The 14,968-nt window shown below is 58.8% G+C and carries 16 protein-coding genes; 2 read left to right on the top strand and 14 right to left on the bottom strand.

Annotated elements, in window-relative coordinates; all coding sequences use genetic code 11:
- Positions 1 to 65 precede the first annotated feature (65 nt).
- Together flgK and flgL are read left to right on the top strand one after the other, a co-directional pair.
- Entirely contained in the window at positions 66 to 1,715 is a 1,650-nt protein-coding gene (flgK, locus tag H0S68_RS14735; protein ID WP_115058585.1) for a flagellar hook-associated protein FlgK, read from the top strand.
- A gap of 58 nt (positions 1,716 to 1,773) precedes the next feature.
- A complete protein-coding gene (flgL, locus tag H0S68_RS14730) occupies positions 1,774 to 2,733 on the top strand; it encodes a flagellar hook-associated protein FlgL (RefSeq protein ID WP_122079702.1) in 960 nt (319 codons plus the stop codon).
- A gap of 402 nt (positions 2,734 to 3,135) precedes the next feature.
- Here the strand turns inward: flgL and sra are convergent, their stop codons facing one another.
- From sra to fliF, 14 genes are all read right to left on the bottom strand, one after another.
- Positions 3,136 to 3,261, bottom strand: a complete 126-nt coding sequence (gene sra / locus H0S68_RS14725; protein WP_185959389.1) for a stationary-phase-induced ribosome-associated protein — start codon at positions 3,259 to 3,261, stop codon at positions 3,136 to 3,138.
- 353 nt (positions 3,262 to 3,614) lie between these two features.
- Entirely contained in the window at positions 3,615 to 4,397 is a 783-nt protein-coding gene (gene fliR / locus H0S68_RS14720) for a flagellar biosynthetic protein FliR (protein ID WP_020827510.1), read from the bottom strand.
- Between the two features lie 2 nt (positions 4,398 to 4,399).
- Positions 4,400 to 4,669, bottom strand: a complete 270-nt coding sequence (gene fliQ / locus H0S68_RS14715) for a flagellar biosynthesis protein FliQ (RefSeq protein WP_041414697.1) — start codon at positions 4,667 to 4,669, stop codon at positions 4,400 to 4,402.
- A gap of 35 nt (positions 4,670 to 4,704) precedes the next feature.
- On the bottom strand, positions 4,705 to 5,481 hold the full coding sequence (fliP, locus tag H0S68_RS14710; RefSeq protein ID WP_115058587.1) for a flagellar type III secretion system pore protein FliP: 777 nt from the start codon (positions 5,479 to 5,481) through the stop codon (positions 4,705 to 4,707).
- The gene (fliO, locus tag H0S68_RS14705) at positions 5,478 to 5,882 is read right to left on the bottom strand and encodes a flagellar biosynthetic protein FliO (protein WP_410528802.1); all 405 of its coding nucleotides are present in this window, start codon (positions 5,880 to 5,882) and stop codon (positions 5,478 to 5,480) included. The genes fliP and fliO overlap by 4 nt, the downstream gene beginning before the upstream one ends.
- Entirely contained in the window at positions 5,882 to 6,295 is a 414-nt protein-coding gene (gene fliN / locus H0S68_RS14700; protein WP_020827506.1) for a flagellar motor switch protein FliN, read from the bottom strand. The genes fliO and fliN overlap by 1 nt, the downstream gene beginning before the upstream one ends.
- Entirely contained in the window at positions 6,292 to 7,293 is a 1,002-nt protein-coding gene (gene fliM, locus H0S68_RS14695; protein ID WP_020827505.1) for a flagellar motor switch protein FliM, read from the bottom strand. Before fliM ends, fliN begins: the two co-directional genes overlap by 4 nt.
- Before the next feature lie 5 nt (positions 7,294 to 7,298).
- Positions 7,299 to 7,781 (bottom strand): flagellar basal body-associated protein FliL, encoded by a 483-nt coding sequence (fliL, locus tag H0S68_RS14690; protein ID WP_020827504.1) that lies wholly within the window; start codon positions 7,779 to 7,781, stop codon positions 7,299 to 7,301.
- Between the two features lie 430 nt (positions 7,782 to 8,211).
- On the bottom strand, positions 8,212 to 9,426 hold the full coding sequence (locus tag H0S68_RS14685; protein WP_410528801.1) for a flagellar hook-length control protein FliK: 1,215 nt from the start codon (positions 9,424 to 9,426) through the stop codon (positions 8,212 to 8,214).
- The gene (gene fliJ, locus H0S68_RS14680) at positions 9,423 to 9,869 is read right to left on the bottom strand and encodes a flagellar export protein FliJ (protein WP_410528800.1); all 447 of its coding nucleotides are present in this window, start codon (positions 9,867 to 9,869) and stop codon (positions 9,423 to 9,425) included. The genes H0S68_RS14685 and fliJ overlap by 4 nt, the downstream gene beginning before the upstream one ends.
- A gap of 22 nt (positions 9,870 to 9,891) precedes the next feature.
- Positions 9,892 to 11,253, bottom strand: a complete 1,362-nt coding sequence (gene fliI / locus H0S68_RS14675; RefSeq protein ID WP_020827501.1) for a flagellar protein export ATPase FliI — start codon at positions 11,251 to 11,253, stop codon at positions 9,892 to 9,894.
- Positions 11,253 to 11,957, bottom strand: a complete 705-nt coding sequence (gene fliH, locus H0S68_RS14670; RefSeq protein ID WP_130016332.1) for a flagellar assembly protein FliH — start codon at positions 11,955 to 11,957, stop codon at positions 11,253 to 11,255. The genes fliI and fliH overlap by 1 nt, the downstream gene beginning before the upstream one ends.
- Positions 11,950 to 12,942, bottom strand: coding sequence for a flagellar motor switch protein FliG (gene fliG / locus H0S68_RS14665; RefSeq protein ID WP_012145670.1), 993 nt, complete (start codon positions 12,940 to 12,942; stop codon positions 11,950 to 11,952). Before fliG ends, fliH begins: the two co-directional genes overlap by 8 nt.
- The gene (gene fliF / locus H0S68_RS14660; RefSeq protein ID WP_122079699.1) at positions 12,939 to 14,639 is read right to left on the bottom strand and encodes a flagellar basal-body MS-ring/collar protein FliF; all 1,701 of its coding nucleotides are present in this window, start codon (positions 14,637 to 14,639) and stop codon (positions 12,939 to 12,941) included. The genes fliG and fliF overlap by 4 nt, the downstream gene beginning before the upstream one ends.
- Positions 14,640 to 14,968 lie beyond the last annotated feature (329 nt).

The raw sequence follows: 14,968 nt of genomic DNA, 5'->3' as shown, positions 1-14,968 counted from the left end.
AGTGAACGGCTCAGCAGATTAATTGACTCCTGTGGGCCACCGGCGCCGCAGCAAAAGGAACTTCTATGTCCAACAGCTTAATCAATACCGCGATGAGCGGGCTGAATGCGGCTCAGGTGGCGCTCAGCACCGTCAGTAACAACATCTCTAACTACAACGTGGCGGGCTATAACCGACAGACTGCGATCCTGGCGCAGAACGGCGGTATGAGTACCATGAGTGGCTTCATTGGCAACGGGGTCACCGTGACCAGCGTTAACCGCGAGTACAACCAGTTCATCACCAATCAGTTGCGCGGAGCACAGAGCCAGGCCGGGGCACAGAACGCCTACTTCGAGAAAATCTCGCAGATCGATAACCTGCTGGCGAGCAAAACCAATACCTTGTCGACCAATATGCAGGATTTCTTCAGCAACCTGGAGAACCTGGTCAGCAACGCCGGCGATGACGCCGCGCGCCAAACGGTGCTGGGCAAGGCCAATGGGTTGGTCAATCAGTTCAATAACACTGACAAATACCTGCGCGATATGGACAGCGGCGTTAACCAACAGCTCAGCGACAGCGCTAACCAGATCAACAGCTACAGCCAGCAAATCGCCAAACTGAACGATGAAATTACCCGCCTGCGCGGCAGCGGCGGTGAGCCGAATGCCTTGCTCGATCAGCGCGACCAACTGGTGACTGAGTTAAACCAGGTGGTGGGCGTGCAGGTGATGCAGCAAGACGGCGACGCTTATACCGTGTCTTTCGCCAACGGCCTGACGCTGGTGCAGGGGAGCAATGCCTACCAGGTGGAGGCAGTGCCTTCCAGCGGCGATCCTTCTCGCCTGACCATCGGCTATAACCGCGGCAACGGCGTCAGCGAAGTGCCGGAAGGGCAAATTACCAGCGGCAGCGTTAGCGGCGTACTGAAGTTCCGCAGCGAATCGCTGGATAGCGCACGCAACCAGTTGGGGCAATTGGCGCTGGCGATGGCGGACAGCTTTAACCAGCAGCACCGTGCCGGGTTCGATCTCAACGGCGACGCAGGCACCGATTTCTTCAGCTTCGGTGGTGGGCGCGTGGTGGATAACAGCCGCAATGCCGGCGATGCGGCGCTGTCGGTGTCCTACACCGATACCAGCAAGGTGAAGGCCAACGATTACCGGGTGGAGTTCGACGGCAGCAACTGGCAGGTCAGCCGTCTGCCGGACAACGTGAAGGTCAACGCCACGGCGGGCGTCGATGCCACCACCGGCAAACCGACGCTGAGCTTTGACGGCCTGAAGGTCGACATCGACGGCACGGCACAAAAGAACGACAGCTTTACCGTGAAGCCGGTCAGCGACGTGGCGGGCAGTTTGAAAGTCGCGATTACCGACTCGGCGAACATCGCCGCCGCCGGCAAAGACGACAGCGGCCGCGGCGATAACGAAAACGCCAAAAAGCTGCTCGATCTGCAGACCAAAAAATTGGTCGACGGCAAAGCCACCTTCAGCGGCGCTTACGCCAGCATGGTGAGCAGCGTTGGTAACCAGACGGCATCGGCCAAGGTTTCGGCGACTTCTCAGGCCAATATCGTCAAGCAGCTGACCATTCAGCAGCAGTCGATCTCCGGCGTCAACCTGGACGAAGAGTACGGTGAATTGCTGCGTTTTCAGCAATATTACATGGCCAATGCACAGGTCATTCAAACCGCCAGCTCAATGTTTGACGCACTGCTGAATATCCGTTGATTTCCACTTTGACCGGAGCCCTGGCGGTTCCGGTCGCTGATTTTGAGGAACCCGCACCATGCGCATGTCCACCAGCATGATGTACCAACAGAACATGTCCGGCATTACCGGCAATCAGTCGCTGTTTATGAAAGCCGCCGAGCAGCTTTCCACCGGCAAAAAAGTCAGCAATCCGTCCGACGATCCTCTGGCGGCTTCGCAGGCGGTGATGCTGGCTCAATCACAGTCGGAAAACACCCAATATGCCTTGGCGCGGACCTTTGCCCGTCAAAGCGTGTCGATGGAAGAGACCGTGCTGGCCGGGGTGACCAGCACCATCTCCGATATGAAAGCGCTGATCGTCAGCGCCGGCGGCACCAAAAGCGACGACGACCGCGATTCGCTGGCGACCCAGCTGCAGGGGCTGAAAGATCAGTTGCTCAACCAGGCCAACAGCACCGACGGCAACGGCCGCTATATGTTTGGCGGTTTTGTGAACGACAAGCCTCCCTTTGAAGACAAGGGCGGATCGGTCAGCTATGTCGGCGGCAACACGCCGGTCGAGCAGAAAGTGGATGCCAACCGCACCATGACCATTGGCCATACCGGCGATAAGGTCTTCATGGCATTGACCAGCAACCCGAAGCCGGAACCGGATGGCAGCGCCTCCGTCGCTAACGTGTTTGAAAGCATTGATATCGCGCTGAAGGCGTTGAAAACACCGCAGAAGGATGCGGATGATGCCACCAAGCAGCAGGTGAACGATGCGCTGGCCAAAGCCAACCGCGGCCTGGACAACTCTTATAACAGAGTGCTTAGCGTGCGCGCGGAGCTGGGCAGCCAACTGCAGGAAATGGATACGCTGGACAGTATCGGCAAGGACCGCGACATGATCAACAAAACGCAAATGAGCGCGCTGGTTGATGCCGATCTGGCCGAGTCGATTTCCAGCTATTTCATGCAGCAGGCGGCCTTGCAGGCGTCATACAAAACCTTCGGGGATATGCAGGGGATGTCGCTGTTCCAGTTGAATCGCTAATCCCCTTTGCTGTGCGGGGCCGATAGATCCACTCCAGTATGGTTGATACGGGCGCAGCATGCCGCGCCCCTACGCTAGCTGGGGTGGGGCATCGAAATCCATAGTACCGGGTAATAAATAGCTCTTAGCCTGCCGTGCAGTCACGGCGGGCAATCTCTTTGGGTGTGCTTAGAAGACGTTATTGCTGCGTAGCAGCGGTAGGGAATTCTTGAAACCGGGCGCACTTGTTTGGCACGTCACGCTTCCCCCACACAGGTTTGGCGTGACGTGCCTTTTTTTCGGCTACCCGAAATTATGTGCACTTATATCTGCCTGAATTTAACGGCGGGAAGCGTTAGAATATTCAAGGGGGAGTGCAGAGATAAGAGCGCAAATTATATTTTTTTGGGATAACCCCCGTGGTTATTTTTTCTTTTTTACCACCAGCCATTTTTCACCATTGGGTGACAAGGCAATCTGAGAACGGTTGGTGGCCCAGTGTGCCAGGCCTAAGGCCCTGCGTGCTCTTCGGTTGGTTTTAGCTTTCATTTTTATATTCCTTTTGTAGGGTAAGTAATAAGTCCGTAGAAAATAAATGTGCCAGCTTCGCCGGGCATGCCGGTGATGTTTTTTAAATTATAACGAGCATTAAATGGATGCTTTTATTATCACGTCTCTGTTTTTTACAGTGTGTCCCACTCCTTATTTATTGAATTTATTTTTTTGATGTTTTTATTTAATAAGGACATTCTAGGGTGGGTATTTTATTATTCAAGCCAATAAGAGTAATTGAAGGCAAATAGTGATAATTTGCTTTTTCCAATTTTTTATACTGAGAAAGGGAATTTGTTGCCACTTTATCCGGCGTCAGGCGGCCGTTAAGCCGCACTGTGAGGGTAATGCTAGGGGGTCATGCTGCCGACGACATCGGCCAGGCGATCGAAGAACTCGCCAAACAGGTGCTCACAAAACGGCGCCAGCATCGGCATCATCATGCCGATGGTCATAATGCCAATGGTCATGGTCACCGGGAAACCGATGACGAACACCGACAGCTGCGGTGTCATGCGGTTAAGCAGGCCGAGCGCCATGTTCAGCGTCAGCAACAGGCAGATCAGCGGCAGTGCCAGCATCATGCCGTTGATGAAAATCAGCGAACCGGCCTGGGTCAAGGCGAGAAAGCCATTGCCGTTAAGCGGCTCGGCCTGGATCGGCAGGGTATGGAAGCTGTCCACCAACAGAGAAATCAGCCACAGATGGCCGTTGAAGCTGAGAAACAGCAGCATCGCCAGCAGGTTGAGCAGCCGTGCCAACACTGGCATGTTCGGCCCGCCGCTGGGATCGAAGAAGGTGGCGAACGACAAACCCATCTGCATGCCGATCACTTCGCCGGCCAGCCGTATCGCCGCGAAGGCGAACTGCATGGTCAGGCCCAGCGCGACACCGATCAGGATTTGCTGGGCCGCCAGCCACAAACCGGCCGCAGAGAAAATAGGCACGGTGCTGGTGGGCAGCCCGGGGGCAATCAGTATCACGATCAGCCCGCCGAGGCCAATTTTCACCTTCTTGCTGATCTGCTTTTCGCTGAATACCGGCGCGGTGCTGATCAGCGCCAAAATGCGCAGCAGCGGCCAGAAATATTGGCTGAGCCAGACGCCGAACTGCGCGCTGTCAAATGTGAGCATGGTTAACCAATCAGGTTGGGCAGGTTAGTGAACAGCGTGCGCATATAGTCCAGCAGCAGGTTCAGCATCCACGGTCCGGCAATCACGATGGTCGCGACCACCGCCAGGATTTTGGGAATGAACGACAGCGTCATTTCGTTGATCTGGGTCGCGGCCTGCAGCAGGCTGACCACCAGGCCGCTGACCAACGCGGCGAGCAACAGCGGCGCGGCCAGGGCCAACGCCACCTTCATCGCCTCGGTGCCCAGCGCCATAACCGATTCTGGTGTCATTATGGATCCCTCTGTGGCGGCGGGTATGCCGCGAATTACGAATAAAAACTTTGCGCCAGCGAACCCAGCAGCAGTTGCCAGCCGTCCACCAGAACAAACAGCATCAGCTTGAAGGGCAACGAGATGGTTGCCGGTGGCACCATCATCATCCCCAGCGCCATCAACACGCTGGCGACCACCAGATCGATAATCAGGAACGGAATAAACACCGTGAAGCCGATTTGGAACGCGGTTTTCAGTTCGCTGGTGACGTAGGCCGGCAGCAGGATGCGCATCGGCACCGCTTCCGGCCCGGCCAGCGGCGGCTGGTTGGCGAGCTTGGCATACAGCGCCAGATCGGTTTCACGCGTTTGGCGCAGCATAAACTCGCGCAGCGGCTGTGAACCTTTATCCAGCGCGATGTCCAGGCTGATTTTGTCCTGGCTGAACGGCAGATAAGCGTCCTGATAAACCTTGTCGAACACCGGCGACATAATGAAAAAGGTCAGGAACAGCGCCAGGCCCAACATCACCTGGTTGGGTGGGGCAGAGGGGGTGCCGAGGGCATTGCGCAGCAGACCCAGTACGATGATGATGCGCGTGAAGCTGGTCATCATCAGCAGCATGGCCGGCAAGAAACTGAGCGAAGTCAGCAACACCAGGGTTTGCACCGGCAGCGACCAGCTTTGGCCACCGTTGGCTAATGGCTGGCTGATCAGACCGGGAAGTTGTGCGAAAGCGGTGGGGCTGAGCAACAGTAAAGTCGCTGCCAATACGCGCAGAAGTATTTTGCCTCGCCCACAGAAGGCGACACACTGAACGAGGGATTTCATGCCGATTTTTCCGGACGTTTGAGAACTTTTTGCATCAGTTGGCGAAAATCCGCCGGCGTGGTCACTTCGGCGGCGTCGGTGTCCTGCACCGGCACGGGCAGGCTATGCAGCGGGGTGATTTGCTGGGCGGTGACGCCCAACACCAGCAAGGTGTTATCCACTTCGATCACCACCACGCGTTCGCGCTGTCCAACCTGACAGCTGGCGCGCAGATTGAGCAGTTTGCTGTTGCGTGCCTGCGGGGCAAACCCCAGGCGACGAAACAGCCAGCCGGCCAGCAGGATCAGCAGCAAAATGCCGCCAAGTGCGCTGCTGACCTGCGTCAGCACTGAACCGGCCGGCAGTGCCGGCTCGGTGGATTGCAAGGTGCCCGCGGTGGGCGTGGCGGCGCTTGGGTTCATCAGCGGCTCAGGCGGCGCATGCGCTCGGAAGGGGTGATGATATCGGTAATGCGCACGCCGAATTTGTCGGCCACCACCACCACTTCGCCCTGGGCAATCAGATAACCGTTGATCATAATATCCAGCGGTTCACCCGCCAGCCCGTCCAACGCCACGACAGAGCCCTGCGACAGGCGCAGCAGTTCCTTGATGGTCATCTTGGTGCGGCCCAGTTCAACGGTCAATTTGACCGGGATGTCGAGGATCAGATCGATATCCTGCAGGCTGCCGCTGGTATCCTGCGGCTCCAGCGATTTGAACACCGCATCGCTGGCAGACGTCTTTTCGGTTGCTTGCTGTTCGTTAAACGCATCAGCCCACAGATCGTCCACGGATTCCTTTCCTTCGCCAGACGGTTGCTTAGGATCACTCATTTGGGCTGTTCCTCACTCAGAGCATTCAAAATAGGGTTAATCAAATGTTCAACACGCAGGGCGTACTGCCCGTTTAACGTGCCGTATTGGCTGGTCAAAACCGGCACGCCGTCGACGTGGGCGATGAGGCGATCCGGTTTATCAATCGGTAATACATCGCCCGGCTGCAACTTCAGGATCTTCGACAGGCGCATCGGGATATCGACGAAGTTGGCAATCAGCTCCAGCTCGGAATGCTGCACCTGCTTCACCAGCGTTTCACGCCAGTGGCTGTCTTCCTGCCGCGAATTCTCCAACGGTGGGTTGGTCAGCAGTTCGCGCAGCGGTTCGATCATTGCAAACGGAATGCAGATGTTGAACTCACCGCTCAGCGCGCCAATTTCCACCTGGAAAGGGGTGGTGACCACGATGTCGTTTGGCGACGTGGTGATGTTGGTGAACTTCACCTGCATTTCAGCGCGCACGTATTCCACGTCAATCTTGTAAATTGCGCTCCAGGCGTCGCCGTAGGCGTCCAGCGCCAGCCGCAGCATGCGCTTGATCACCCGCTGTTCGGTTGGCGTAAATTCGCGGCCTTCCACTTTGGTGGGAAAGCGACCGTCGCCCCCGAACAGGTTATCGACGGCGATAAACACCAGGCTCGGTGCGAACACGAACAGCGCAGTACCGCGCAGCGGGTTCAGGTGCACCAGGTTCAGGTTGGTGGGCACCGGCAGGTTGCGAGCAAATTCGTGGTACGGCTGGATCTTGATTGGGCCAACGGTAATGTCCGGGCTGCGGCGCAGCAGGTTGAATAACCCCATGCGGAACTGCCGGGCAAAACGTTCGTTGATGATTTCCAGCGCGTGCAGCCGTTCGCGCACCACTCGGCGCTGGGTGGTCGGATCGTACGGCTTGACCTCGCTCTCATTGAGGGCAACCGCTTCGGGTTCATCACCCGCGCTGTCGCCGTTGAGCAAGGCGTCGATCTCTGCCTGTGAAAGAATGCTGTCGCCCATAGTGATTACCGCAATATGAAGGCAGTGAACAGCACGTCGCTGACCACCTGCTTCGGTTGTCCCTTAACCAGCGGCGGGCTAAGCACGTCCTTAATCTGCGCCACCAGTTGCTGCTTTCCTTGTTCACTGCTCAACTGGCCCGCTTCCTGACGAGACAGCAGCATCAGCAGACGGCTGCGCACCTCCGGCAGGAAATCATTCAGTTGGCGGCGGGTACTTTCATCCGGCAAGCGTAACGTCAGGCCGATATACAACACCCGATCCGGGTTGTTATCGGGCGTCAGCAGATTGACGGTAAAGGTGTCCAGCGGCATAAACACCGGTGCGGCCGGGGGGAGTTCTTTGGCTACGGGCTGCGCGCCCTCCTGGTGCTGCTTGAGCTGCCACCAGCTGTAGCCGGCCGCGCCGCAGGCGACGAGGGTTATCAGCACCAGCAGTATGACCAGAAGGGAGCGTTTCGGTGCTGCCGGTAGGGTATTTTGAGACATAGCTAAATCAAATTCCTGTTGTTATACCCGTCGTCTTTCAAGCTGCAGCGTTGTTTCCTGCACTCACTCCCCCAGCCACTTACTTGAGTAAGCCCCTGGGGATGAGTGAGCTGGGCGCCTGGCTGCAACTTGAAATCCATAGGGTATATGCCCTTCATTTTTCAAGCTGCAACCTAAGATCTCGCGGGTATATAGCGCGTGTAAAAGCCGCACGCATGACATTATTTACCCAAAATATTTGGAGTTGCATCGCGACGGCAAGTTTGTAAGTCCTCAGCAGCATAGATAACTATGTGACCGGGGCGCGCAAATGCAGCCAACAATGATGCAGCTTCAAGTATGAAGGGTAGCGGTATTATCGCGCCTATTCCGGCACGCAATAGCCAGAATAGGCAGGGAAAAGCGTGCCAGCTTGGGCGTTTGCGGCCACTCAGGCGAAAATATCAACGCCGCTGACGGCGCGGGCCATCGCCTGCAATTCCAGCGGTGCGCTGTGGCCATCGCCGGACAAATCGCCGTCACCCTGACGCTCGCGATAATCCGGGCGACCCTGCTGCCCGCCATTGTGCTGCTGCGCCTGTTGCCACTGCGGCATCTGGTCGCCGCCCACGCTGCTTTGTCCCAAATTGATGCCACTCTCAGCCAGCGCGTGACGCAGTTGCGGCATCGCGGCCTCCACGGCGGCGCGAACCTGTCCGTGTGCCGAGGCAATGTGCAGCTGTGCCTGGTTGTCATCCAGCTTGAGGGTGATTTGCAGCGCTCCCAGTTCCTGCGGATGCAGACGCAGCTCGGCGCTTTGCTGACCGTTGCGATGGAACATCAGCACCTGTTGGTTCAACGCCTGCTGCCACTCCGGGCTGCCCAACTGGGCGTTTAGCTGCGGCGTAGGCGGGGCAGTGACCAACGCAGCGCCTGGCGCTGCCGCGATCGTCGGGCTGGAGACCGGTGGGGCCATCAGAGGGACGTTTGGCGTTGGCGATTGGCTATCGGCGCCAAGCTTCAACGCCGCTGCATCCGGTTTTTCGTGCGCAACTGCAATTTGCTGTGGGATGTCGGCACGGCTTTCACTGCCGAGCGAAGCTGGAGTTACCGGCGTTGGTGCCTTTTGCGTGCCGGTTACCTCAGCCTGGCGCCCCAGTGAAGCGCTCTGGATCGTTGCAGCCTGAGGGGTATCTTGATCGCCTTCAAGGCTCAGTTCCGCCGCGCCGGTACCTGCATCAGGCATTGCTGGGGGAATAGCGATTGGCAGCATGGCGAACAGCGCTTGCAGCGTAGCGGCATCGATCTCACCGGCAGGCCGCAGCGCGGCGTCGTGCGACGGTTGCTCCAACGTCGGCTCTTCGCCATTGCTGATGGCGGCTGGCTGGCCTTGCGTTAACAGCGAAGGCGCTAACAGCCCATCGCGTTCGCCGAATGCGGCCAGTAACTGCGTCAGTTGGTTGCGGCTCAGCGGCGCAGAGTCTTCTTCTGCGCTCAACGCCATCGGTGACAGTTTGCCTGCGGACTTGTCGGCCGGCAGCACGCGGGCGCCAAGCAGTTGAGCAAAAGCGGAAGAGAGCGATGACTCATCCAGCGGGAGCTGCGCGTCCGGCAGCAGGCCGGAGTCGCCCGGCAGCGACAGGCCCGGCAAAGCGTTCAGGTTCATTGATGTATATTCCTTTGTGCACTGCGTTGAGCGAACTCATCCATCAGTTTTTGATCCCGTTTGTTCTCCAACTGCAACTCCGCGCTCTGGGCTCGGGTATGCAGGGTTTCGAAAGCGTTCAACCGTTGCTGTTTGTCCTGCCATTGTTTCATCGCGTGGTCCACTTTCTCTCCCCACTGCGTCAACTGCTGGCGGTGCTGGACGATCGCCTGTTCCAGCGTGCCGATAAACTGCTGGTAGTTCTGCCAGTTGGACGATTCCATACCGCCGCTCAGTTGATTATTCAGCTTCTGACGGTACTCATCCTGATAGTTGAGCAGCATGGAAAGTTGCTGTTCAGCGGCTTGCTGAGCTTTGCGCACCTGGCCCAGTTGGCGAGTCGCCTGTTCTACTGCATCCTGCGCCAGATCGCGCAGGGTAATCAGGGGGGACTGTGGTTTCATCGGGTTTGCGCCTTTGGTGACGTTAAACGATCAACTGCTGTAGCTGCTGGCAGGCGTCCTGATAGCCGCTGCGTTCGAAAATGCCTTGCTGCAGATAGGCTTCCATCTGCGGATACAGCGTCATGGCCTTATCCAGCAGCGGGTCGCTGCCTGCGACGTAAGCGCCTACGCTGATCAAATCGCGGTTGCGTTGGTAGCTGGCCAGCATCTGTTTGAAGTTACGCACCCGACGATAGTGTTCTTCGTCGATCAGCGAGGTCATGGCGCGGCTGATGGAGGCTTCAATGTCGATGGCCGGATAGTGGCCGGCTTCCGCCAGGCGTCGCGACAGCACCACATGGCCGTCGAGAATGGCGCGTGCCGAGTCGGCGATCGGATCCTGTTGGTCATCGCCTTCGGTCAGCACGGTATAAAAGGCGGTAATGGACCCGCCGCCGCTGATGCCGTTGCCCGCGCGTTCGACCAGTGCCGGCAGCTTGGCGAAGACGGAAGGCGGATAGCCTTTGGTGGCCGGCGGCTCGCCGATGGCCAGGGCAATCTCACGTTGCGCCATGGCGTAGCGCGTCAGTGAATCCATGATCAACAGCACGTGTTGGCCGCGATCGCGGAAATCTTCAGCGATACGTGTGGCGTAGGCCGCACCCTGCATGCGCAGCAGCGGCGAGACGTCCGCCGGTGCGGCGATCACCACCGAACGCGCCCGGCCTTCGGGGCCGAGGATGTTTTCGATAAAGTCTTTCACCTCACGGCCACGTTCGCCGATCAGACCGACGACAATCACGTCGGCCTGGGTGTAGCGTGCCATCATGCCCAACAGCACGCTTTTACCGACGCCGGAACCGGCAAACAGCCCCATGCGCTGACCGCGACCGACGGTCAACAGGCCGTTGATGGTGCGCACGCCGACGTCCAGCACCTGTTCGATCGGCGTTCGTTGCAGCGGGTTGAATGGGGCGGTGATCAGCGGCGCACGGTAGCCGGTTTCCGGTGCGGGCAGGCCGTCGAGCGGCTTGGCGCTGCCGTCCAGTACCCGGCCCAGCAGGGCAGGACCGAGCGGCAGCTGCTTACTGGCGCTTTGGCCTTCCGGCGAGATGCGGGCGTAAACTCGGGCGCCGGGCACGATGCCTTCCACTTCTTCCAGCGGCATCAGAAACAGCCGCTGGCCGTTAAAGCCGACCACTTCGCTTTCTACTTCCTGGACCTCACCGGCGTCGTGACGCTCGATCAGGCAGGTGGCACCGATCGGCAGCTGTAGCCCGGTGGCTTCCAGCACCAAACCGGTGGCGCGGGTCAGGCGGCCGTAGCGGCGTACCGTCGGGGCGTGTGCGATGCGTTTTTCCAGCGCATCCAGTGAGGTCAGCCAGCGGCCGAGGCGCAGGGTCATTACACGTCTCCCGGAGCGGCCAGACGGCAGAGTTCATGCCAACGGGTTGCCAGGCTGGCGTCAAGATCGCCTTCGTCGGCGCTGACCTTGCAGCCACCAGGATGCAACTGACCGTCCGCCAGCAACCGCCAGCCGTGCAGGCTGAGCGTGGCACCCAACTGTTGCTCGATTCGCTGATAGTCATCCGGGTGCACGCGCAATTGCGGCTTGCCGCTGAACATCGGCTCTTGCTGAATCAACTGTTGGATCTGCGCCAGCAGGGCAGTGCCGTCGCACACCGGCGGTTGGCCCAGCACCTGTTTGGCGGCAGTCAGGGCCAACTGCATCAGGCGCGAGGCAATCACGCTGTCGAGGGCGTCCAGCGTGTGCTGGAATTCCGTCACCAGATGCTGCCAGTGCGCGGTCAGCGGTTGTTGCTGTTGCTGAGCTTCCAGCAAGCCCTGTTGGCGACCCTCTTCCATGCCGGCCTGGAAGCCGGCGTCGTAGCCTTTTTGCTGCCCGTCCGCATAGCCTAACTGCTGGCCCTGCTGCTCGGCCTGCAGGCGGAGCTGAGTGAGCTGTTGTTCCCGAACCAGGCTGTCGTCCAGCGGTGCGCCGTCGATGATTTCCACCGGCAGCGGCAGCGGGTCGAGCACCGGTTTGGGCTCGTTGAGATCGCTGAGCGACCAAGGCTGCCAGGGCAGGGTATTAATGCGATCAGACATAGGTGTCCTCGCCACCGCCGATAATCATTTCGCCACTCTCGGCCAAACGACGGACCACCAGCAGGATAGCCTTCTGCTCGTTCTCCACCTGCGACATGCGCACCGGGCCACGGTTGGCCAGATCGTCGCGCAGGATATCTGCGGCGCGTTGCGACATGTTTTTGAGGAACTTCTCGCGCAGTGGTTGTTCCGCGCCTTTGAGCGCCACCAGCAGGGATTCGCCTTCCACTTCCTGCAACAGGCGCTGGATGCTGCGATCGTCGACTTCCACCAGATTCTCGAACAGGAACATCTCGTCGATGATCTTCTGCGCCAGCTCGCCGTCGTATTCGCGCATGGCGTCGATAACCGCCTCTTCCTGCTGCGTTTTCATCAGGTTGATGATCTCGGCTGCGGTGCGTACGCCGCCCATTTTGCTGCGCTTGAGGTTCTGACCGTCGAGCAGGTTGTTCAGCACTTCGGTCAGTTCCGCCAGCGCCGCCGGCTGCACGCCGCCGAAGGTGGCGATACGCAGCATCACGTCGTTGCGCAGGCGTTCGTCGAACAGCGCCAGAATGTCCGCTGCCTGGCCACGCTTGAGGTGAACCAGGATGGTGGCGATGATCTGCGGATGTTCGTCGCGGATCAGATCGGCCGCGCTCATTGGTTCCATAAAGTTGAGCGTTTCCATGCCGGTGGTAGTCTCGCGAGATTCGAGAATATCCTCCAGCAGGCTGGCGGCACGTTCTTCGCCCAGCGCCTTGACCAGCACCGAACGCAGGTAGTCGCTGGCGTTGACGCTCAGCGCGGCATACTGTTCGGCGTCGTCTTCAAATTCGCGCAGTATTTCATTGAGCTGCTTGTGCGACACCTGGCTCATGCTGGCCATGGTGCCACTCAGCTGCTGCACTTCACGCGAGGAAAGGTGTTTGAACACCTCGGCGGCGCGATCTTCGCCCAGCGTCATCAGCAGGATGGCGCTTTTTTCGGTTCCGGTCAGACTCATAGTTCGTTACTCATCCATTGGCGGATTACCAGAGCGACCACGCGTGGGTCTTTATCAGCCAAATCGCGGATCCGCTGGCTCTGGACTTCTGCACTGACGCGCTGCTGGGATTTCCTGTGCTGCGCCAGCTCCTCATTGCTGGGTTTGCTGCTGTCAGCCGGCTTGGCCATTGGCGTAGCGGCGGCGGCGAGCGCGGCCTTTTGTACCGCCTGACGGTTTTGCAGTTGTGGGCGTACCAGTTTGCGCCACAGCACCCAGGCGACCAGCAGGATCAGCAGGTAGCGACCGGCATCGATCAGACGATCGATAAACGACTGGCTTTGCCAGAACGGCAGCTCGCCGCCGGTAATTTCGTTATCGGTAAACGGCGTGTTGACCACGTTGAGGGTATCGCCACGGGCGCTGGAGAAGCCCATGGACTCACGCGCCAGCGATTCGATCTGCGCCAGCTGCTCTTTGCTCATCGGCAGTGGTTTGCCGTCCTTATCGGTGCCGCGATAGTTGATGACCACCGCGACCGACAGGCGCTGTACCGTCCCGGCTTTGTGCTGGGTATGGCGAATGGTGCGATCGACCTCATAGTTGATGGTTTCATCGCGGCGGGAGTTTTGCGGCCCGCTGCCCTTGGCTGCCGAACTGCGCGCCGTGGCCGTATCGGTTTTAGCTGCGTCGGCATTATTGCCGGCGGTGGCCGGTTGAGCGGTTTCAATCGGGGCAGCAGCCGGTGCGCTCGGCTGATTGGACAATGCGCCCGGCACGCCGCCGACCAATGGCCCGCCAATCTGGTCGCTTTGACTCGTTTGCTGTGAGCGTACGGCGGCCTTATTTGGCTCTTGGTTAGGTTGGTACTGTTCGTCAGTTTGCTCGCGAGTGGAGAAGTCGATCTGTGCGGTGACCTGAGCACGCACGTTAGCGCTGCCGACCATCGGGGCCAAAATCGCTTCGATACGGCGCTGGTAGCGGTTTTCCACTTCGCTGGCGTACTTAAGCTGTGCGGCGTTCAGATCGCGCCCGGTGCCGTCGGACTGCGTTAACAGGCGGCCGGCCTGATCGACCACCGTCACGTTGCCCGGTGGTAGACCGGCTACGCTGCTCGAGACCATATAAACGATGGCGTTGATCTGGCCGTCATCCAGGGCCCGACCCGGTTGCAACGTCAGGGTCACGGAAGCGGAAGGGGATTTTTGTTCGCGGACAAACAGCGAAGGCTTGGGCAGAGCCAAGTGCACCCGGGCGTTTTGTACCGGCCCCAGTGATTCGATGGTACGGGACAATTCACCTTCCAGCGCGCGCTGATAGTTGATTTGCTCGCTGAACTGGCTGATGCCGAATTTTTCCTGGTCCAGCAGTTCGAAGCCCACGGCACCGCCTTTAGGCAGGCCGAGCTGCGCCAAACGCAGACGGGTTTCATGGACTTTTTCGGCTGGGATCAGCAACGCCGCGCCATTTTCGGCAAAGCGGTAGGGGATGTTCATCTGCGTCAGTTGGGTGACGATGGCGCCGCCGTCGCGATCGTTAATGTTGCTGTACAGCACCCGGTAGTCTGGACTTTTCACCCATAACAGCAGCGCGACCACGATGGCGATGGCTGCGGAGGCCGCAATCAGCAGCGGGACTTTGGGGTTGGCGCGCAGGCGGTTCCACATGGCCAGCAGGCCATTATCGCGGCTTTCGGTAGCGGAGATTGAAGCATTCATTTTAGCCCGAGTCCTTCAATGACGCTCAGGATCCGGTGCGGGCCACGGCGTAGCTCCCTGCCAGGCTGATGAACGGTGTGGTTAGCGTTGTGTGACAAAACAGACTCCCTGATACACATATAAATATACCCTATGCCTTTCAAGTTGCTGCCAGGCGACCCGCTCGCTCATCCTGGGGGCTTGTAGGGGCGCGGCATGCTGCGCCTGAGTTAATCGGGGCGATTATATTCGCCCCCTACAGTCATTGGGATGAGCGCGGGCAGACAACAACGCTGCAACTTGAAAAGCGACGGGTATAGCGGCGCTCCCATTTCTGGGCATGTTATTAT

The organism is Serratia sp. AXJ-M, assembly GCF_046531865.1.
In the GTDB taxonomy this organism is placed as follows: Bacteria; Pseudomonadota; Gammaproteobacteria; order Enterobacterales; family Enterobacteriaceae; genus Serratia; species Serratia liquefaciens.
This window is presented reverse-complemented; position numbering and strand designations above follow the sequence as displayed.